Origin of the sequence: Pseudomonas serbica (genome assembly GCF_028823535.1) — a bacterium.
GTDB lineage: Bacteria > Pseudomonadota > Gammaproteobacteria > Pseudomonadales > Pseudomonadaceae > Aquipseudomonas > Aquipseudomonas serbica.
In genome coordinates, this window is the sequence record NZ_JAQIYM010000005.1 from 187,161 (window position 1) to 206,954 (window position 19,794).

16 protein-coding genes are annotated in these 19,794 nt (G+C 58.8%); 1 reads left to right on the forward strand and 15 read right to left on the reverse strand.

Annotated features, from left to right (window positions below; translation table 11 throughout):
* Positions 1-189: 189 nt before the first annotated feature.
* From NQL71_RS09860 to mtnA, 15 genes are all read right to left on the reverse strand, one after another.
* Positions 190-1,236, reverse strand: a complete 1,047-nt coding sequence (locus tag NQL71_RS09860) for an LPS O-antigen chain length determinant protein WzzB (RefSeq protein WP_274642587.1) — start codon at positions 1,234-1,236, stop codon at positions 190-192.
* 375 nt (positions 1,237-1,611) lie between these two features.
* Positions 1,612-2,502: a glucose-1-phosphate thymidylyltransferase RfbA gene (rfbA, locus tag NQL71_RS09865; protein ID WP_274642588.1), complete on the reverse strand. Its 891-nt coding sequence runs from the start codon at positions 2,500-2,502 to the stop codon at positions 1,612-1,614.
* The gene (gene rfbD / locus NQL71_RS09870) at positions 2,499-3,392 is read right to left on the reverse strand and encodes a dTDP-4-dehydrorhamnose reductase (RefSeq protein ID WP_274642589.1); all 894 of its coding nucleotides are present in this window, start codon (positions 3,390-3,392) and stop codon (positions 2,499-2,501) included. The genes rfbA and rfbD overlap by 4 nt, the downstream gene beginning before the upstream one ends.
* Positions 3,389-4,465, reverse strand: a complete 1,077-nt coding sequence (gene rfbB / locus NQL71_RS09875; protein WP_274642590.1) for a dTDP-glucose 4,6-dehydratase — start codon at positions 4,463-4,465, stop codon at positions 3,389-3,391. Before rfbB ends, rfbD begins: the two co-directional genes overlap by 4 nt.
* Before the next feature lie 228 nt (positions 4,466-4,693).
* A complete protein-coding gene (locus tag NQL71_RS09880) occupies positions 4,694-4,930 on the reverse strand; it encodes a lipopolysaccharide assembly protein LapA domain-containing protein (protein WP_274642591.1) in 237 nt (78 codons plus the stop codon).
* Positions 4,931-4,957: 27 nt separating this feature from the next.
* Positions 4,958-5,254 (reverse strand): integration host factor subunit beta, encoded by a 297-nt coding sequence (gene ihfB / locus NQL71_RS09885; protein ID WP_003218804.1) that lies wholly within the window; start codon positions 5,252-5,254, stop codon positions 4,958-4,960.
* A 131-nt stretch (positions 5,255-5,385) separates the two neighbouring features.
* Positions 5,386-5,664, reverse strand: a complete 279-nt coding sequence (locus tag NQL71_RS09890; RefSeq protein WP_046819432.1) for a lipoprotein — start codon at positions 5,662-5,664, stop codon at positions 5,386-5,388.
* A gap of 214 nt (positions 5,665-5,878) precedes the next feature.
* Positions 5,879-7,576, reverse strand: coding sequence for a 30S ribosomal protein S1 (gene rpsA, locus NQL71_RS09895; protein ID WP_046819431.1), 1,698 nt, complete (start codon positions 7,574-7,576; stop codon positions 5,879-5,881).
* Positions 7,577-7,695: 119 nt separating this feature from the next.
* A complete protein-coding gene (cmk, locus tag NQL71_RS09900) occupies positions 7,696-8,385 on the reverse strand; it encodes a (d)CMP kinase (protein ID WP_046819430.1) in 690 nt (229 codons plus the stop codon).
* Positions 8,382-10,589, reverse strand: a complete 2,208-nt coding sequence (locus NQL71_RS09905) for a bifunctional prephenate dehydrogenase/3-phosphoshikimate 1-carboxyvinyltransferase (RefSeq protein WP_046819429.1) — start codon at positions 10,587-10,589, stop codon at positions 8,382-8,384. Before NQL71_RS09905 ends, cmk begins: the two co-directional genes overlap by 4 nt.
* A gap of 28 nt (positions 10,590-10,617) precedes the next feature.
* On the reverse strand, positions 10,618-11,730 hold the full coding sequence (hisC, locus tag NQL71_RS09910) for a histidinol-phosphate transaminase (protein WP_077184018.1): 1,113 nt from the start codon (positions 11,728-11,730) through the stop codon (positions 10,618-10,620).
* Positions 11,731-11,743: 13 nt separating this feature from the next.
* Positions 11,744-12,838 carry a prephenate dehydratase gene (gene pheA, locus NQL71_RS09915; RefSeq protein WP_007939916.1) on the reverse strand — a complete coding sequence of 365 codons (1,095 nt, stop codon included), beginning with the start codon at positions 12,836-12,838 and terminating at the stop codon, positions 11,744-11,746.
* On the reverse strand, positions 12,838-13,923 hold the full coding sequence (gene serC, locus NQL71_RS09920) for a 3-phosphoserine/phosphohydroxythreonine transaminase (RefSeq protein WP_046819427.1): 1,086 nt from the start codon (positions 13,921-13,923) through the stop codon (positions 12,838-12,840). The genes pheA and serC overlap by 1 nt, the downstream gene beginning before the upstream one ends.
* Before the next feature lie 246 nt (positions 13,924-14,169).
* A complete protein-coding gene (gene gyrA / locus NQL71_RS09925) occupies positions 14,170-16,824 on the reverse strand; it encodes a DNA gyrase subunit A (protein ID WP_077184019.1) in 2,655 nt (884 codons plus the stop codon).
* Positions 16,825-17,272: 448 nt separating this feature from the next.
* On the reverse strand, positions 17,273-18,349 hold the full coding sequence (gene mtnA / locus NQL71_RS09930; RefSeq protein ID WP_046819425.1) for an S-methyl-5-thioribose-1-phosphate isomerase: 1,077 nt from the start codon (positions 18,347-18,349) through the stop codon (positions 17,273-17,275).
* Positions 18,350-18,457: 108 nt separating this feature from the next.
* Between mtnA and NQL71_RS09935 the strand changes: the two genes are divergently transcribed.
* Positions 18,458-19,792, forward strand: a complete 1,335-nt coding sequence (locus NQL71_RS09935) for a TRZ/ATZ family hydrolase (RefSeq protein ID WP_046819424.1) — start codon at positions 18,458-18,460, stop codon at positions 19,790-19,792.
* Positions 19,793-19,794 lie beyond the last annotated feature (2 nt).

Consider the following 19,794-nt stretch of genomic DNA (forward strand, 5'->3'; position numbering starts at 1 on the left):
TCTGCAAGCGACTCAAGGTTGCTGGCGTGGGTTACATAATTCAGATTGGGGGCCAACAGCCTCCAAAACAGCGTCCGCACCTCGCAAGAACGCTGTCTCAGCTAATGCTTGTGCACTCAGGAGGGCTACGCGACCATCAACCTTCAGAATGGACCTCTGAACAACTACGTCTGTCCCGATACCCCAAAATTAGCTCCCCTTCCTGGTCAGTACCAAATAGCGAATCAAAGCGATCATGAAACCCAGCATCGCGCCCACGACCAGCCCCAGGAGAATGATAAGGCCTTTCTTGGGCTTTATTGGACGGTCTGGTTGTTCGATCGGACCGTCTTGGCGGTATACCGACACGGTTTCTGGACTAACCTGCAAATCTTGATAGAAGCTTTGCTTGATCTGCAACGCTCTCAGCTTTTCTATGAAAGGGTCGTCCGACTTACGGTTTTCCAGGTTTTCGATTTCAGCTTTGAGCGCCTTGCTACCGCGCATATAAGTCAGCTGCCCATCCATTGCCGCAGACACCTCTGCGGAAAGATTGCCGGTAATGATTGGAGGGTTTTGCAAGCCAATCGCTTCGGCAATCGTCAGCGCTTCTCGCAATCGCGTAATGGAGTCCTGGCGGATTCGGCTTTCGGTCTCCTGGATTGTGCTGATCTGCTGACCAAGGTTCCGGGCTCGAACCTCCGCTTCACGGGTGGTATTTTTAATCATTTCATTCTCGGCAGCTGCACCCGCCCTGGCTGCAAATGTTTTCACCCATTCAGTCACCTGGATTGGGTCTTCGCCTTGGGCGACGACTGAATAGCGATCTGGCTGCTCCTTCGTCGGGAATCCGATGGAGAGATCTCTCAAGAAGTTGGAATACAGCACATCTTGCGACCCACGGCGCTCGGACTCGGGGAGTGACGGCAAATAGACTTCCTTGAAGAAGGAACGGCGCAATGTTTCACTCTGGAGGCATCGTGTGAACACGTCATAGACATCTCTGATCGTAAAGGGTGTCAGCTCTGAATCTCTGGTCCGCCCGTAGTTGAAATCGGCGATTCCGTTCAAGGTCGGCGGCTGGAGGAAAACACGCGCCTCATAGACCGGCTTACTGAAAAATGCATACGATGCAGCCGCCAGGGTCGCGATCAAGGCGACGCTGATTATCAGAATTTTTTGAGCCCATAACGCCGCAACCAGTTCATACAGGTTGATCTCATTCACGCCCTGCGTAGTTGCCGGGTTGTTCGCCATATCAGGTTAAACCTTTTCAATAATTCGGTGGATTGGATGCAAACTTCTTCCTCTTCAGCATCCATTTATCAGATTCCGCGCTCCCCCTTCAGCCCCATTGAGCATCAGATTTTCCCTGGGGGTAATACTCGCACAACGGGTGTTACGCAGTGACACCGTCCTACCGTCAGGAAAAGTTGATGTTCTAAGCCCGGCTATTTTCAGGTGACCGTTCTGCTACTTTCGATCAGGATCAACATCGATATTACCGATTGAAGACGCCAATTTATCTACCGCATGCAACCGTACGTCCCAGTGAAGCGTGCCACTGGGATTTATTACTAGCAGACGTCGGTGCACGATTCCGATAGCCGCATGGAAATCAATAATCCCGGCTCAATGGGAAGGATGATCCAGCAGTTTCTGCAGGTATTGCCCATAACCTGTTTTCTTTAATGATGCTGCCTGGGCGCCTAATTGCTCGGCAGTGATCCAACCGCTGTTGTAGGCAATTTCTTCCAGGCACGCGACTTTCAGACCCTGCCGTTGCTCGATGGTGTGAACGAAGTGGCTTGCTTCCAGCAGCGAGTCATGTGTCCCAGTATCCAACCAGGCAAAACCCCTCCCTAGCATTTCAACATTCAGGGCATTTTTTTCCAGGTAGGCACGGTTGACATCGGTGATTTCCAGCTCTCCACGCTCGGAGGGTTTAATGCTCTTTGCGATCTCCACGACTTGATTGTCGTAGAAGTACAAACCGGTGACCGCGTAGCTGGATTTTGGCTTAAGCGGCTTCTCTTCGATGCTCAAGGCGCGGCCAGATTTATCAAACTCGACAACACCAAAGCGTTCCGGATCGGAAACATGGTAGCCAAATACCGTGGCGCCTTGTTGTTGGGCAGCGGCGGAGCGTAAATTGTCGGAAAAGTGCTGACCGTAAAAAATATTATCACCCAGGATCAGGCAGCATGGATCGCTGCCAATAAATTCCTCACCTATGATAAATGCTTGCGCAAGGCCATCAGGGCTCGGTTGCTCTGCGTATGTGAGCTTGATGCCGTATAAGCTGCCATCACCCAGGAGCTTTCGGAAGCATGGCAAGTCTTCCGGAGTGGAGATGATGAGAATTTCACGCATCCCGGCAAGCATCAACACGGACAACGGGTAGAAGATCATCGGTTTATCGTAGATCGGCAGCATCTGCTTCGATACACCGAGAGTCAACGGATGCAAACGTGTGCCCGAACCGCCAGCGAGAATGATGCCTTTACGATTTGTCGTGGTCATTTATTCAGAAATTCCATAAGCATTCGGGTTACACCACTTTGCCAGTCCGGCAACTGCAGGGAAAAATTGTCACGCAGCTTACGAGTATTCAGTCTCGAATTCAGAGGACGGCGTGCGGGCGTTGGGTACGCCTTAGTTTCTATGGGATCGACAGCTGTGACGGCCAGTTGTTCGGCATTCGCCTTGGCGAATTCGATCACGTAACTCGCGTAGCCATGCCAGGAAACTTCCCCGCTGGCTGCCAGGTGGTACAGGCCGGACAACTCTGGGCGCTGCACAGCTTGCTGAATGGCCAACGCCGTAACATCGGCAATCAGGTCGGCGCCTGTCGGTGCGCCGATCTGATCCGCAATGACGCTCAATGTCTCGCGATCTTTGGCCAGTCGCAGCATGGTCTTGGCGAAGTTGTTACCACGAGCGCCGTATACCCAGCTGGTACGGAAAATCAGGTGCTTGCACCCAGAGGCAATTACCGCCTGCTCGCCTGCCAATTTACTGGAACCGTAATGATTAACGGGAGCGACAGGATCTGTTTCCTGCCAGGGCGTTGTGCCCTGCCCGTTAAAGACGTAATCGGTGGAATAGTGAACCAGCCAGGCATTCATGGCAGCGGCTTCTTCAGCCATGACCTGGGTCGCCCGACCGTTCACCGCATCCGCCAATTCGGTGTCCGACTCGGCTTTGTCCACGGCGGTATAGGCAGCCGCATTGACGATGATGTCTGGCTTGACCTGACGAATCGTCGCGCGCAACGCGTCGAGATCAGACAGATCGCCAGACAACCCATCATGCGTTTGACGATCCAGTGCGATCAGCTCGCCCAGTGGCGCCAGGGAACGCTGAAGCTCCCACCCTACCTGGCCGTTTTTACCCAATAGAAGGATTTTCATGTCTTGCTCGAGCGATCCGTGTAGTTCTGGTCGATCCACTGCTGGTAGCTGCCGTTCTTGACGTGCTCTACCCATTCGGTATTGCCCAGGTACCATTCAACCGTCTTGCGAATGCCGGTTTCGAAAGTCTCTTGCGGAGTCCATCCCAGTTCGCGCTGAATTTTGCTTGCATCGATCGCGTAGCGCTGGTCATGCCCGGGACGATCCTGGACGTAGGTGATCAGGCTGGCGTGCGGACGATGCACGGAATCTGGACGCAGCTCATCAAGCAATGCGCACAAGGTATGCACCACTTCAATATTTTGCTTTTCGTTATGGCCGCCGATGTTGTACGTCTCGCCGATCACGCCTTCAGTAACGACTTTGTACAGTGCGCGGGCATGATCCTCGACGTAAAGCCAGTCACGCACCTGGTTGCCTTTGCCGTACACAGGAAGCGGTTTGCCTTCCAGCGCATTCAGGATGATCAGCGGGATCAACTTCTCCGGGAAATGGCAGGGGCCGTAATTGTTCGAGCAATTGGTTACCAGTGTCGGCAAGCCGTAGGTGCGCGCCCATGCACGAACCAGGTGATCGGAACTGGCCTTGCTGGCGGAGTACGGTGAACTTGGCTGGTAGGGTGTCGTTTCGGTAAAAAGGTCTTCGGGACCTTCCAGATCTCCATACACTTCATCAGTCGAAATGTGATGAAAACGGAAACTGGCTTTACGCGCATCTTCGAGCGCCAGCCAGTAGTGTCGCGCCGCTTCCAGCAAGGTGTATGTACCGATGATATTGGTCTGGATGAATTCGGACGGACCGGAGATGGAGCGATCAACATGAGATTCTGCGGCCAGATGCATGATGGCGTCCGGCTGATGCTCGCGCAAAACCCTATCGACCTGGTCACGATCACATATATCAACGCGCTCGAACACATATCGGGGGTCTTGGCTGACTCCTGCCAAAGACTCAAGGTTGCCCGCATAAGTGAGCTTATCGACGTTCACGACAGAATCGGAAGTGGTGGAAATGATATGACGGATTACCGCCGAACCAATGAATCCGGCGCCGCCGGTTACTAGAATTTTCACGCGAAAACATACCCTTGAGTTACCGACAGGGCCGCCAACCGAGCACTGTCTAATCCATGAATGCAAAAGCCAGCAATGACCCGAGGCTACTTGCAGAATCAGTCCGCCCGACCTCGGAACGAGCCGCTTTCGAACAATCGATGCATTTTACAGCTTAGTGACGTTTTTACTAATGGATGTAGACAAGCAGTAATTGAAGGAAAACACATAATTCGACATGTGCTGCAGTCAACCAGGATACTTGGAACGTATGGATGTGCGCCTGATGAACCACCCCAGGAAGGGGCCAATCAACATTCCAAGCAAGAGCGCAGAGAGTACCGCCAGAGAAACGGGTACATGCGGTCCTGACCAGCCAAGAAATAGCAAGGAAACTGGCTGCTGGTTCTCAAGCACGAACGCGAGAATCGCCAGGACCAGTAACAAGACGACGACGGCGAGCATCACACGTTTCAAGTTACGCATTGCCAACTCCTTGAAATTCAAAGGTCGTCAAACCCCCTCCTCCTCATCCTCATTTACCCGATCCCGCAATTCCTTCCCCGGCTTGAAATGCGGTACAAACTTGCCATCCAGGCTAACCGATTGACCGGTCTTCGGATTACGCCCTACCCGCGGCGCACGATAGTGCAGTGAGAAGCTGCCAAACCCGCGGATCTCGATACGATCGCCGGTGGCCAAGCATTGTGACATTTGCTCGAGCATGGTCTTGATGGCCAGCTCCACATCCTTGGATGAGAGCAGCCCTTGATGGGTGACAATTCGTTCGATCAACTCCGACTTCGTCATAATTTTCCCTTCTTTTTCAAGCAGCTAGATCAGCGCTTCAAAGGTTTTAGCATGCCCTGACAAATTTGAACAGCCCCATCCTGTACCGTGTTTTTTTCTACTCCGGGCACTGCATTGCCCTGCCCGCCCACTCACTTGCAGATAACCAGCATCGTCCGCGTAACCAGGCCCGCAGGATTGAAACCGAAGAAGAACTCTTCCTCTTCCTTGGCGTCATCGGACCTCGCTAGGACTTTGTAGCCAGCACCCTTGCATTCCTTGGCTGCGCGCTTTTGGCACCTCTCCCAGCTCGACCCCAGCCCTGAGCAATCGATCTCGATGCCACTGACCCCACGCACGGCATGCGTTTTCGCACCAGTGGCACAACCCGCCAATGCCAGCACTGCCATGACGATCACGAGCCTTTTCATTCACATCCTTATGCCAGGCACACAGCCTGAGCGTCGATTACCCCAAGCTAAGACTAGCTGCAAATAAGCGATTGATCCTGCTAAAGAAACAGACAGTTTTGGCCGGCCAATGTTTCGCGGCTTTGGCGCAGAAGATCAGGCCCCGGGATGCAGGCCAAATTTCGGATACAAAAAAGGGCGACCGAAGTCGCCCTTTTTTACAGAAAGTCAGAACTTAGTTCTGTTTTTCCGCTTGTGCAGCACGCAGCAGGTCACCCAGGGTGGTGGCTACTGGAGCATCCGAACCAGCTTGCGGCTTGTCGCGCAGGCTTTGGATGGCTTCTTTCTCTTCTTCAACGTCTTTCGACTTGATCGAGAGCTGGATTACGCGGCTCTTGCGATCAACGCTGATGATCTTGGCTTCTACTTCTTCGCCTTCTTTCAGAACGTTGCGCGCGTCTTCAACGCGGTCACGGCTGATTTCGGAGGCTTTCAGAGTCGCTTCGATATCGTCGGCCAGGGTGATGATGGCGCCTTTAGCGTCAACTTCTTTCACGATGCCCTTAACGATTGCGCCTTTGTCGTTCTCTTGAACGTACTCGGAGAACGGATCGCTTTCCAGTTGCTTGATACCCAGGGAGATGCGCTCGCGCTCTGGGTCAACCGACAGGATAACGGTGTCCAGCTCGTCGCCCTTCTTGAAACGACGAACAGCTTCTTCGCCAACTTCGTTCCAGGAGATGTCGGACAGGTGAACCAGGCCGTCGATGCCGCCGTCCAGACCAATGAAGATACCGAAATCGGTGATCGACTTGATGGTGCCGGAGATTTTATCGCCCTTGTTGAACTGGCCAGAGAAATCTTCCCATGGGTTAGATTTGCACTGCTTGATGCCCAGGGAGATACGACGACGCTCTTCGTCGATGTCCAGAACCATAACTTCCACTTCGTCGCCGACTTGTACGACTTTCGAAGGGTGGATGTTCTTGTTGGTCCAGTCCATTTCGGAAACGTGTACCAGGCCTTCAACGCCTTCTTCCAGCTCAGCGAAGCAGCCGTAGTCGGTCAGGTTGGTTACACGCGCGGTAACGCGAGTGCTTTCTGGGTAACGGGCTTTGATAGCAACCCATGGATCTTCGCCCAGTTGCTTCAGGCCCAGGGAAACACGATTGCGCTCGCGATCGTACTTCAGAACCTTGACATCGATCTCGTCGCCAACGTTGACGATTTCGGAAGGATGCTTGATACGCTTCCAAGCCATGTCGGTAATGTGCAGCAGGCCATCGACGCCACCCAGATCGACGAATGCGCCGTAATCGGTGAGGTTCTTGACGATACCTTTGACTTGTTGGCCTTCCTGCAGGGATTCCAGCAGAGCTTCGCGCTCGGCGGAGTTCTCGGCTTCCAGGACGCTACGACGGGAAACGACAACGTTGTTGCGCTTCTGGTCCAGCTTGATGACCTTGAATTCCAGCTCTTTGCCTTCCAGGTGCGTGGTGTCGCGCACTGGACGGACGTCAACCAGAGAACCTGGCAGGAACGCACGGATGCCGTTAACGTCGACAGTGAAGCCGCCTTTAACCTTACCGTTGATAACGCCCTTGACCACTTCTTCGGCTGCGAAGGCAGCTTCCAGAACAATCCAGCATTCAGCGCGCTTGGCTTTTTCACGGGACAGCTTGGTTTCGCCAAAGCCGTCTTCTACCGAGTCCAGCGCAACGTGAACTTCGTCACCGACGTTGATAGTCAGGTCGCCAGCGTCGTTGTAGAACTGCTCAAGCGGGATGAGTGCTTCAGACTTCAGGCCAGCGTGAACGGTTACCCAGCGAGCTTGGTAATCGATATCAACGATAACACCGGTGATGATGGAGCCTGCCTGAAGGTTCAGGGTTTTTAGGCTTTCTTCAAAGAGTTCCGCAAAGCTTTCGCTCATTTTAATTCCTGTTGATGAGGGCGAAGAATACGCCCATCTCCACACCCCAGACGGTGTGGGTTAGTTTCATTAAGAAGAAGCGCCACAGGACTATGACTGGTCCCCTGCGGCCTTCTTGGTCACCCGGCGATATCGCGAATGGCGATCTCGCTCATGATGCGTTCCAGCACCTGGTCGATGGATAATTCCGTGGAATCCAGCTGTATGGCGTCAGCCGCCGGCTTGAGCGGGGCTACCGCTCGCTGGGTGTCACGCTCATCGCGCGCACGTATCTCATCTAGCAGACTCGACAGACTAACACCCTCGACTTTGCCCTTCAACTGCAAATATCGACGACGCGCCCTTTCCTCGGCGCTGGCGGTCAGGAAAATCTTCAGCGGAGCATCCGGAAATACCACGGTACCCATGTCGCGACCATCCGCCACCAGGCCCGGCGCTTCCTGGAAAGCGCGCTGGCGCTGCAGCAGCGCCTCACGCACCGCGGGCAATGCAGCCACTTGCGAGGCACCCGAGCCGACGCTTTCGGTACGGATCACATCGCTGACTTCATCCCCTTCCAGGATGATGCGCTGCAGCTGGCCTTCGGTCGCCGCGATGAACTGCACATCCAGATGAGCGGCCAGTTTCTTCAGCAGCTCTTCATTGGTCAGGTCGACGCCGTGGTTGTGTGCGGCGAAGGCCAGCAGGCGGTACAGCGCACCGGAATCCAGCAGGTTCCAGCCCAGGCGCCTGGCCAGGATCCCGGCTATGGTGCCTTTGCCCGAGCCGCTTGGCCCATCGATGGTGATGACCGGTGCAATGCTCTTCACGACTCAGCCTCTTGCGCAACGCGGATACCGACCTGCGCGCACAGCGCGAGGAAGTTGGGGAACGAGGTAGCGACGTTGGCGCAGTCGTGGATGCGGATCGGCGCGGTGGCGCGCAGCGAGGCAACGCTGAAGGCCATGGCAATCCGGTGGTCGCCGTGACCATGCACTTCACCGCCACCGATCGAGCCGCCATCGATGATGATGCCATCCGGGGTCGGCTCACACTTGACGCCAAGTGCCAGCAAGCCATCGGCCATGACCTGGATCCGGTCCGACTCCTTGACCCGCAGCTCTTCGGCGCCGCGCAGGACGGTACGCCCTTCGGCGCAGGCAGCGGCAACGAACAGCACCGGGAATTCGTCGATTGCCAACGGCACCAGCGCCTCGGGAATCTCGATACCTTTTAGTTTAGCTGCCCGAACGCGCAGGTCAGCCACCGGCTCGCCGCCAACTTCACGCTGGTTTTCCAGGGTGATGTCAGCGCCCATCAGGCGCAGGATGTCGATCACGCCGGTGCGGGTCGGGTTGATGCCGACATGCTCCAGCACCAGCTCCGAGCCTTCGGCGATCGATGCGGCCACCAGGAAGAACGCCGACGACGAGATGTCGCCCGGTACTTCGATGTGGGTCGCGGTCAGCTTGTTGCCGGACTCGACCGATGCGGTGGCACCGTTGACGCTGACCGGGTAGCCGAAGCCGCGCAACATGCGCTCGGTGTGGTCGCGAGTCGGTGCAGGCTCGGTCACGGTGGTCTTGCCTTCGGCGTACAGACCCGCCAGCAGCAGGCAGGATTTAACCTGGGCACTGGCCATCGGCATGGTGTAGGTCAGACCCTTGAGCTTGTTGCCACCGCGAATGGTCATCGGCGGACGGCCTTCTGCGGCGGTCTCGATCACGGCGCCCATTTCACGCAGCGGATTGGCCACGCGATTCATCGGACGCTTGGACAGCGAAGCGTCGCCAGTCAGGGTGCTGTCGAAGTCCTGCGCGGCCAGCAGGCCGGACAACAGGCGCATCGACGTACCGGAGTTACCCAGGTAGATCGGGCCCGGCGCGGGTTTCAGGCCATGCAGGCCAACACCGTGAATGGTCACCCGACCATGGTGCGGGCCTTCGATGACCACGCCCATGTCACGGAACGCCTGCAAGGTCGCCAGGGCGTCTTCGCCCTCGAGGAAACCTTCGACTTCGGTGACGCCTTCGGCCAGGGAGCCCAGCATGATCGAACGGTGGGAAATCGACTTGTCACCTGGTACGCGAATCCGACCGGACAGGCGGCCACCAGGTTGAGCCAGGAAAATCAGATCGTTGGAATTCATAGCGTCCACATAGGCCCGACGGGCCAGGATTTTACTGAAATGCTCGCGGGCAACCCGGGCGCGAGTGAAAACGCCCAACAATTGGTGCCCATCCCCTGCATCGACCGCGTCGCGCAAGGCGTCGAGGTCGCTGCGAAATGTATCGAGTGTGCGCAGGACAGCTTCGCGGTTAGCGAGGAAGATGTCATGCCACATCACCGGGTCGCTCCCGGCGATTCTTGTGAAATCGCGGAAACCGCCCGCAGCGTAACGGAAGATCTCAAGGTTTTCATTGCGCTTGGCCAGCGAATCGACCAGGCCGAATGCCAGCAAGTGCGGCAGATGACTGGTGGCCGCCAGCACTTCGTCGTGGCGCTCGACCTGCATGTGCTCGACATCGGCGCCCAGCTCGCGCCACAGGCGATCGACCACGGCCAAGGCCTGCGGATCGGTCTGCTCCAGCGGCGTCAGGATCACTTTATGGCGACGGAACAGTTCGGCATTGGAGGCTTCCACCCCGCTCTGCTCGGAACCGGCGATCGGGTGGCCCGGCACGAAACGCGCCGGCATGCCACCAAAGGCTTCGGCCGCCGCCCGCACGACATTGCCCTTGGCGCTGCCAACGTCTGTCAGGATCGCTTGCCCCAGATCCATGCCGGCCAAACGGCCGAGCATTTTTTCCATGGCGAGGATCGGCACCGCCAGCTGGATCACGTCCGCGCCCTGGCAAGCGAGCGCCAGGTCATCTTCGCAGCGATCCACCACGCCCAGTTCAACCGCCAGCTTGCGCGACTGCGGGTCAAGATCGACCCCGACCACTTCGCGGCACAGGCCACTTTCGCGCAAACCCTTGGCAAACGAACCGCCGATCAAACCCAGACCGACCACCACCAGGCGACCGATCATGGGCTCAGCAGATTGCACTGTAGTGACATCAACCACGGGCCAGAACCTTGGCCAGCGCCTCGAGGAAGCGGTTGTTTTCCGCCGGCAGACCGATGGTCACGCGCAAGTGGTTCGGCATGCCGTAGTTGGCCACCGGACGCACGATCACGCCTTCACGCAACAGCCCCTGGAACACCGGCGCTGCAACCTGGCCGAGGTCCACGCAAAGGAAGTTGCCTTTGGACGGAATCCAGCCCAGCCCCAGGTCACGGAAACCCGCTTCCAGTTGCTGCATGCCCGACTCGTTCAAACGTCGGCTTTCCGCCAGGTATTCGGCGTCCTGCAGCGCAGCGCAAGCAGCGGCCAGGGCCAGGCTGTTGACGTTGAACGGCTGGCGCACGCGGTTCAGCACATCGGCGACCACCGCGGTGGACAAACCATAACCCACGCGCAAGGCCGCCAGGCCGTAGGCCTTGGAGAAGGTGCGCGACACCAGCAGGTTCGGGTAAGCCGCCAGGAAGTCCAGGCCGTCCGGCAAGTCACTGCCTTCGGCGTATTCGATGTAGGCCTCGTCCAGCACGACCAACACGTGCTCCGGCACGTCCTGGAGGAATTCGTCCAGCGCCTCGGTATCGAACCAGGTCCCGGTCGGGTTGTTCGGGTTGGCGATGAAGACCACGCGGGTATTGGCGTCAATGGCCGCGAGCATCGCGGGCAGGTCATGCCCCCAGTCCTTGGCCGGAATCACCTTGGCCTGGGCGCCGACGGCCTGGGTCACGATCGGGTAGACCGCAAACGCATGCTCGCTGAACACCGCATTCAGGCCCGGCGCCAGGTAGGCGCGCGCGACCAGCTCCAGGATGTCGTTGGAACCATTGCCCAACGTCACCTGACTCAGCTCGACGCGGCACTGCTCGGCCAGCAGGGTCTTGAGTGCAAAGCCGTTACCGTCCGGATAACGAGTCAGCTCAGCCAACTCTTCACGGATGGCCGCCAGTGCCTTGGGACTGGCGCCCAGCGGGTTTTCGTTGCTCGCCAGCTTGACGATGCTGGCCGGATCGAGATCCAGCTCACGTGCCAGTTCGTCCACGGGCTTGCCCGGAACGTATGGCGAAAGTTGTTGCACGCCCGGCTGTGCCAGAGCGAGGAAATTGCCACTCATTTGCTACCGCCCCTTAGAGAACTGCTTTCGGGTAGGAACCCAGCACTTTGAGTGCTACTGCTTCCTGGCTGATCTTTTCCAGCACACCTTTTACCAGCGGATCGCGGTGGTGGCCGACGAAATCGATGAAGAACACGTAGGTCCATTTACCGCTGCGCGACGGACGGGTCTCGATTCGCGTCAGGTCGATGCCGTTGTCGTGGAACGGCACCAGCAATTCATGCAGCGCACCCGGCTTGTTGCTCATCGAGACAATGATCGACGTTTTGTCGTCGCCGGTCGGCGGCACTTCCTGGTTACCGATCATCAGGAAACGCGTGGAGTTGTCCGGACGGTCCTCGATTTTCTCCGCCAGGCGGGTCAACCCGTAGAGGCCGGCCGCCATGTCGCCGGCAATCGCCGCCGAGTTCCACTCACCCTTGACCCGCTTGGCCGCTTCAGCGTTGCTGGACACCGCCACGCGCTCGACATTCGGGTAATGGGCGTCCAGCCACTTGCGGCACTGGGCCAGGGACTGGGCGTGAGAGTAGATGCGGCTGATGCTGTCGGTCTTGGTGTTTTCACCGACCAACAGGTGATGGTGGATGCGCAGTTCCACTTCACCACAGATGACCATGTCATGCTCAAGGAAGCTGTCGAGGGTGTGGTTGACCGCGCCTTCGGTGGAGTTTTCCACCGGGACCACGCCAAAGTTCACCGCACCCGCCGCCACTTCGCGGAACACTTCGTCGATGGCCGCCATCGGCTTGCTGATCACGGCGTGACCGAAGTGCTTCATGGCCGCAGCCTGGGTGAAGGTGCCTTCAGGGCCGAGGTACGCCACTTTCAGCGGCTGCTCGAGGGCCAGGCACGAGGACATGATTTCGCGGAACAGCCGCGCCATCTCTTCGTTGCCCAGCGGCCCCTGGTTGCGCTCCATGACTCGCTTGAGCACCTGAGCTTCGCGCTCAGGACGATAGAACACCGGCACTTCGCCTTCGGCCAGCGAGGCCATCTTTACTCGCGCAACTTCCTGGGCGCAGCGTGCGCGCTCACTGATCAGTTCCAGGACTTTTTCGTCCAGGGCATCAATGCGCAGGCGCAGTGCCTTGAGTTCTTGCTCAGACATTAGCCATGTTCCTTCTCGAACTCTGCCATGTACGAAACCAGCGCGTTGATCGCGTGGATGTCGACGGCGTTATAGATGGAGGCGCGCATGCCACCCACGGAACGGTGGCCCTTGAGGTTCAGCAGGCCACGCTCGTCGGCACCGGCCAGGAACGGCTTGTCCAGACGGTCGTCCGCCAGGCGGAACGGCACGTTCATCCACGAGCGGTCCGACTTGTTGATTGGGTTGCTGTAGAGGCCGCTGGCGTCGATGAAGTCGTACAGCGTGCGCTGCTTGACGTCATTGAGCTTGCCGATCGCCTCGACACCGCCCTGCTCTTTCAGCCATTCGAACACCAGGCCGGACAGGTACCAGGCCAGGGTCGGCGGGGTGTTGTACATCGAGCCATTGTCGGCCGCGACCTTGTAATTGAGCATGGTCGGGCAAATGGAGCGAGCGCGACCCAGCAGGTCTTCACGCACGATGTTGACGACGATGCCGCTCGGGCCGATGTTTTTCTGGGCACCGGCGTAGATCATGCCGAAGCGCGAGACATCCACCGGGCGCGAGAGGATGTCCGAGGACATGTCGGCGACCAACGGAACGTCACCGGTCTCGGGAATCCACTGGAATTCCAGGCCGCCGATGGTTTCGTTCGGCGCGTAGTGAACGTAGGCCGCGTCTTTGGACAGCTGCCATTCGTTCTGGCCAGGAATGGCGAAATAGTCGTAGGGCTTGGCAGTGGCGGCAACATTGACGTGGCCGTAGCGCGAAGCTTCCTCGATGGCTTTCTGCGACCAGATACCGGTGTCGATATAGTCCGCAGAGCCGCTTTCCGGCAACAGGTTCAGGGGAATCTGGGCGAATTGCTGGCTGGCGCCGCCCTGTAGGAACAGCACTTTATAGTTCGACGGGATATTCAGCAGATCACGCAGATCCTGCTCGGCCTTGGTGGCGATGGACACGAACTCATCACTGCGATGGCTCATTTCCATGACCGACAGGCCCTTGCCGTGCCAGTCGAGGAGTTCACCCTGGGCGCGCTGCAGGACAGCTTCGGGAAGCGCCGCAGGACCGGCACAGAAGTTATAGGCTCTCTTGCTCACATCCAATCTCGCTCTGATTTGGTGGTATCACGCATAAATCGTTATCAGCCGACACCGGAGCCCTGACGAATCGGGATTCTGTGGGAGCGAGCCTGCTCGCAAATGCATCACCGCGGTGCTTCAGAGGTACCGCGGCGCCTGCATCGCGAGCAGGCTCGCTCCCACAAGGGATCTCCGGAGGTGTCGATATTTCGTTACGGACAAACAACAAGGGGGCGAATTCTCATCCGCCCCCTGCTTACCCGCTTATTCCTGTGGTTCTTCGTCAGCAGCGGCGTCGAGTTGCTGGTCCTCGACGATGTCGTCGATCACGACATTGCCTTCGAACCCGGCACCTTCTTCGCCTTCCAGCTCTTCACCTTCGACTTCCGACGGCTCCTGGACCCGCTCCAGACCGACCAGCGTTTCATCGTTGGCCAGCTTGATCAAGGTCACGCCCTGGGTGTTACGACCCAGGCTGGACACTTCGTCGACTCGAGTACGAACCAGTGTGCCCTGGTCGGAAATCAGCATGATTTCCTCGCCATCGAGCACCTGGACCGCTCCGACCAGACGGCCGTTACGCTCGTTGCTGACCATGGCGATCACGCCCTGGCCGCCACGCTTGTACTCAGGGAACTCGGTGATCGCGGTGCGCTTGCCATAACCACGCGCCGAAGCGGTGAGGATCTGGCTGCCTTCTTCCGGGATCAGCATGGAAATCAGCTTCTGCCCTTCCGGCAGGCGCATGCCGCGCACACCGCGGGCGGTACGGCCCATGGCGCGAACGTCGGATTCCTTGAAGCGCGTCACCTTGCCGCCGTCGGAGAACAGCATGACTTCGCGCTCGCCATCGGTAATGGCCGCGGAAATCAGCACGTCGCCTTCGTCCAGCTCCAGCGCGATCAGGCCGACGCTGCGTTGACGGCTGAAGGATTCCAGCGGGGTCTTCTTCACGGTGCCGTTGGCGGTGGCCATGAAGATGAAGTGACCTTCGGTGTATTCCTCGACCGGCAGCATGGTGGTGATGTATTCACCGTCATCGAGCGGCAGCAGGTTGACCAGCGGACGACCACGGGCCGCGCGGGACGCTTCCGGGATCTCGTAGGTCTTGAGCCAGTACACCTTGCCTTTGCTGGAGAACAGCAGCAGCGTGGTGTGGCTGTTGGCTACCAGCAGGTGAGCGATGTAGTCCTCATCCTTGACGCCGGTGGCCGACTTGCCTTTACCACCACGACGCTGGGCCTGGTACGCAGCCAGCGGCTGGGTCTTGGCATAGCCACCGTGGGAGATGGTCACAACGCGATCTTCTTCCGGGATCATGTCGCCCAGGGTCAGGTCGAGACGGGCATCGAGAATCTCGGTGCGACGCACGTCGCCGTATTCGGCGCGGATCACTTCCAGTTCTTCGCGGATCACTTCCATCAGGCGCGTGGCGCTGTTGAGGATGCGGATCAGCTCGCCGATCTGGTTGAGGATCTCTTGATACTCGGCCAGCAGCTTTTCGTGCTCCAGGCCGGTCAGGCGATGCAGACGCAGTTCCAGGATGGCTTGCGCCTGCTCTGGCGACAGGAAGTACTTGCCGTCGCGCAGGCCGTATTGCGGGTCGAGGTTTTCCGGACGGCACGAATCGGCACCGGCACGTTCCACCATCGCCACCACAGCCGAGGACTCCCAAGGGGTGCTGACCAGCGCTTCCTTGGCTTCCGACGGGGTTGGCGAGGCCTTGATCAGGGCGATGACCGGGTCGATGTTCGACAGGGCAACCGCTTGACCTTCGAGGATGTGACCACGCTCGCGCGCCTTGCGCAGTTCGAACACGGTACGGCGGGTGACCACTTCGCGACGGTGACGCACGAAGGCTTCCAGCAGGTCCTTGAGGTTCAGGATGCGTGGCCGGCCGTCGATCAACGCGACGATGTTGATGCCGAATACCGCTTGCAGCTGGGTCTGGGCGTAGAGGTTGTTGAGGATCACCTCAGGCACTTCGCCACGACGCAGCTCGATCACGACGCGCATACCGTCCTTGTCGGACTCGTCGCGCAGTTCGGTGATGCCTTCGAGCTTCTTCTCCTTGACCAGCTCGGCGATCTTCTCGATCAGGCGGGCCTTGTTCAGCTGGTAAGGCAGTTCGGTGATGACGATCTGCTGGCGACCACCGACCTTGTCGATGTCTTCGATCATCGAGCGGGCGCGCATGTAGATGCGGCCGCGACCGGTGCGGTAGGCCTCGATGATGCCGGCGCGACCGTTGATGATCGCAGCAGTCGGGAAGTCTGGACCCGGGATGTATTGCATCAGCTCGTCGACGGTCAGCTCGGGATTGTCGATGAGCGCCAGGCAACCGTCGATGACTTCACCGAGGTTGTGCGGCGGAATGTTGGTCGCCATGCCCACGGCGATACCGCTGGAGCCGTTGACCAGCAGGTTGGGAATACGGGTCGGCATGACCGCCGGGATCATTTCGGTGCCGTCGTAGTTCGGCACCCAGTCCACGGTTTCCTTATGCAGGTCGGCCAGCAGCTCGTGCGCCAGCTTGGTCATGCGCACTTCGGTGTATCGCATGGCCGCGGCGTTGTCGCCGTCCACCGAACCGAAGTTGCCCTGGCCGTCTACCAGCAGGTAGCGCAGGGAGAATGGCTGCGCCATCCGAACGATGGTGTCGTACACCGCGGTATCACCGTGCGGGTGATACTTACCGATCACGTCACCGACAACACGGGCAGATTTCTTGTACGGCTTGTTGAAGTCGTTGCCCAGCTCGCTCATCGCGAACAGCACGCGCCGGTGCACGGGCTTCAAGCCATCGCGCGCATCCGGCAGTGCCCGCCCGACAATTACGCTCATCGCGTAGTCGAGATAGGACTGCTTCAGCTCGTCTTCGATATTGACCGGGAGGATTTCTTTGGCCAGTTCGCCCATGAGAAGCCTGATTCCTTTTTCTGGTGAAACTTCGTCACATCCATATGGGACGAACGAAGCTCGCCGCTGCAGGCTGAGTGCCATGCACCGACTTACGACAAATCAACGAGTTATGCCATGGATCTGCGCAGTGAAGGTCGCCCCGCAGGACTACCTTGGAAACCGCCGGATGTTATCACAAGAGCCGCCACGCACCTATCCCCCTGATGCGCATGGAGCATAGTTAGTTGACCGATGACAGGCTGATAGGAGACGAGAGAGGCTTAGAGCCGCGATGAATGAGAATTCGGGGGGGTGATTCTGGGTTATTCATAGTCTTTCAGGCCCTCTTCGCGAGCAGGCTCGCTCCCACAATGGATCTTTGTCGTGTCGACCATTGCGATCACACCTCGATCACCTGTGGGAGCGAGCCTGCTCGCGAAGGCGATTTAATAGACACCACAGGTCATCAATGCAGGCGCTTGCGGCACATCAACTGGGTCATTTTCGCGGTATCGGGGCGCTCGACGATGCCTTTTTCGGTGACGATCGCATCAATCAGGTCCGCCGGGGTCACGTCGAACACCGGGTTGAACGCATCGACATCGGCGCCGAGCCGCTGGCCACCTACCTCCAATAGCTCGCGCCCATCCCGCTCTTCGAGCACGATGTCGTCGCCACTGGCCAGGTTCATGTCGATGGTCGAGCTCGGTGCCACTACCATGAAGCGCACGCCGTGGTGCATGGCGTTGACCGCCATCTGATAGGTGCCGATCTTGTTGGCCACGTCGCCATTGGCGGTGATGCGGTCCGCGCCGACGACGACCCAGGTGACGCCCTTGATCTTCATGATGTGCGCCGCGGCGGAGTCGGCATGCAGGGTCACCGGAATGCCTTCGTTGGCCAACTCCCAGGCCGTCAGTCGCGAGCCTTGCAGCCATGGACGGGTTTCACTGGCGTACACGCGCTCGACCATGCCCTCGATGAACGCACCGCGAATCACCCCCAGTGCCGTGCCGAAGCCACCGGTGGCCAGTGCACCGGTGTTGCAGTGGGTCATGATCGCCTGGGCGTTGCCCTGGTGCTTGCGGATCAGGTCGACGCCCAGTTGTGCCATGGTCAGGTTGGCTTCACGGTCACTCTCATGAATGGCCAGGGCCTCGGCTTCCAGCACGGACAAGGGGTCCGCGTGTTTTTTCAGGCGATCCAGGCGCTCGCGCATGCGACCCAGCGCCCAGAACAGGTTGACCGCAGTCGGACGGGAATCGGCAAGGAGCGTGAAATCCTCTTCCAGCGCCGCTTGCCAGTGGCCGCCCTCGGCAAACCGGGCGCGCGCTGCCAGTACAACGCCATAGGCGGCACTGATGCCAATGGCCGGCGCGCCGCGCACCACCATCGAGCGAATGGCCTCCGCTACGGCTGCCGAGCTTGTGCAGGCGACCCAGGTTTCCTCGAACGGCAGCACACGCTGATCCAGCAGGTACAGGGCGCCATCACGCCAATCGATGGCTTTCACCTTCTCCGCAGCCAACAGTCGATCGCGCATCAAACACCCCGCAGTCAGAAACAAAAGCCGCCGATTATAGCGATCCCCCGGCGAAGACGCTCGGGTATACTTCGCCATCCTTTATAAAAGCCGTGGAACCGATCCTCGATGCCGAACACTGCCCTTGCGCTCGATCTGTTGTTGCTGCCGACCTGGCTGGTACCCGTCGAACCCGCTGGCGTCGTGCTCAAGGATCATGCCCTGGGCATCCGCGACGGGCGCATCGCGTTCATCGGTCCACGCAGCGCCGCCCTGCAGCTTAACGCAACCGAAGTGCGCGAATTGCCGGACATCCTGCTCAGCCCCGGCCTGATCAACGCCCACGGCCATGCGGCGATGACCCTGTTCCGCGGCCTGGCCGACGACCTGCCGCTGATGACCTGGCTGGAAAACCACATCTGGCCGGCCGAAGCGAAGTGGGTCGACGAGGATTTCGTCCGCGACGGCACGGACCTGGCCATCGCCGAACAACTCAAAGGCGGCATCACCTGCTTCTCTGACATGTATTTCTTCCCGAAGGTTGCCAGCGAGTGCGTGCACAACAGCGGCATTCGCGCACAAATCGCGATTCCGATCCTCGACTTTCCGATCCCGGGCGCCAGCACGGCGGACGAAGCAATTCGCCAGGGTGTCGAGCTGTTTGGCGACCTGAAGCATCACGAACGCATCAAAATCACCTTCGGCCCCCATGCACCCTACACCGTGGGCGATGAAAACCTGGAAAAAATCCGGGTGATCACCGAAGAGCTGGATGCGTCGATCCACATGCATGTGCATGAAACCGCTTTCGAAGTGCAGCAAGCGCTCGAACAGCGCGGTGAACGGCCGCTGGCCCGCCTGGCGCGCCTGGGCCTGCTGGGGCCGCGATTCCAGGCGGTTCACATGACCCAGATCAGCGAGGAAGACCTGGCGCTGCTGGTAGAAAGCAACACCCATGTCATTCACTGCCCGGAATCGAACCTGAAGCTGGCCAGCGGTTTTTGCCCGGTAGAGCGTTTGTGGCAGGCCGGCGTCAACGTGGCCATCGGCACCGACGGCGCCGCCAGCAACAATGACCTGGACCTGCTGGGCGAAACCCGCACCGCCGCCCTGCTGGCCAAGGCTGTCGCGGGTTCGGCCACGGCGCTGGGCGCCCACAGTGCCTTGCGCATGGCCACCCTCAACGGTGCACGCGCACTGGGGATCGAAGCCCAGGTGGGTTCGCTGGAAATCGGCAAGGCCGCCGACATCGTGGCGTTCGATCTCTCGGGCCTGGCCCAGCAGCCGATCTACGACCCGGTTTCGCAGCTTATATATGCGTCCGGCCGCGACTGCGTGAAACACCTTTGGGTCGCGGGCAAGCAACTGCTCGACGACCGTCGCCTGACGCGCCTGGATGAGCAACAACTCGTCGCCACCGCCAAGGCCTGGGGCCTGCGCATCAGCGGCCGCAAAGAATCGTAAGC

Excerpts from the sequence above, each read along its gene's own strand:
- NQL71_RS09860 (WP_274642587.1), bottom strand. The coding sequence starts at position 1,236 with ATGGCGAACAACCCGGCAACTACGCAGGGCGTGAATGAGATCAACCTG.
- rfbA (WP_274642588.1), bottom strand. The coding sequence starts at position 2,502 with ATGACCACGACAAATCGTAAAGGCATCATTCTCGCTGGCGGTTCGGGC.
- rfbD (WP_274642589.1), bottom strand. The coding sequence starts at position 3,392 with ATGAAAATCCTTCTATTGGGTAAAAACGGCCAGGTAGGGTGGGAGCTT.
- NQL71_RS09880 (WP_274642591.1), bottom strand. The coding sequence starts at position 4,930 with ATGCGTAACTTGAAACGTGTGATGCTCGCCGTCGTCGTCTTGTTACTG.
- ihfB (WP_003218804.1), bottom strand. The coding sequence starts at position 5,254 with ATGACGAAGTCGGAGTTGATCGAACGAATTGTCACCCATCAAGGGCTG.
- NQL71_RS09890 (WP_046819432.1), bottom strand. The coding sequence starts at position 5,664 with ATGAAAAGGCTCGTGATCGTCATGGCAGTGCTGGCATTGGCGGGTTGT.
- rpsA (WP_046819431.1), bottom strand. The coding sequence starts at position 7,576 with ATGAGCGAAAGCTTTGCGGAACTCTTTGAAGAAAGCCTAAAAACCCTG.
- NQL71_RS09905 (WP_046819429.1), bottom strand. The coding sequence starts at position 10,589 with ATGATCGGTCGCCTGGTGGTGGTCGGTCTGGGTTTGATCGGCGGTTCG.
- hisC (WP_077184018.1), bottom strand. The coding sequence starts at position 11,730 with ATGAGTGGCAATTTCCTCGCTCTGGCACAGCCGGGCGTGCAACAACTT.
- pheA (WP_007939916.1), bottom strand. The coding sequence starts at position 12,838 with ATGTCTGAGCAAGAACTCAAGGCACTGCGCCTGCGCATTGATGCCCTG.
- gyrA (WP_077184019.1), bottom strand. The coding sequence starts at position 16,824 with ATGGGCGAACTGGCCAAAGAAATCCTCCCGGTCAATATCGAAGACGAG.
- mtnA (WP_046819425.1), bottom strand. The coding sequence starts at position 18,349 with ATGCGCGATCGACTGTTGGCTGCGGAGAAGGTGAAAGCCATCGATTGG.
- NQL71_RS09935 (WP_046819424.1), top strand. The coding sequence starts at position 18,458 with ATGCCGAACACTGCCCTTGCGCTCGATCTGTTGTTGCTGCCGACCTGG.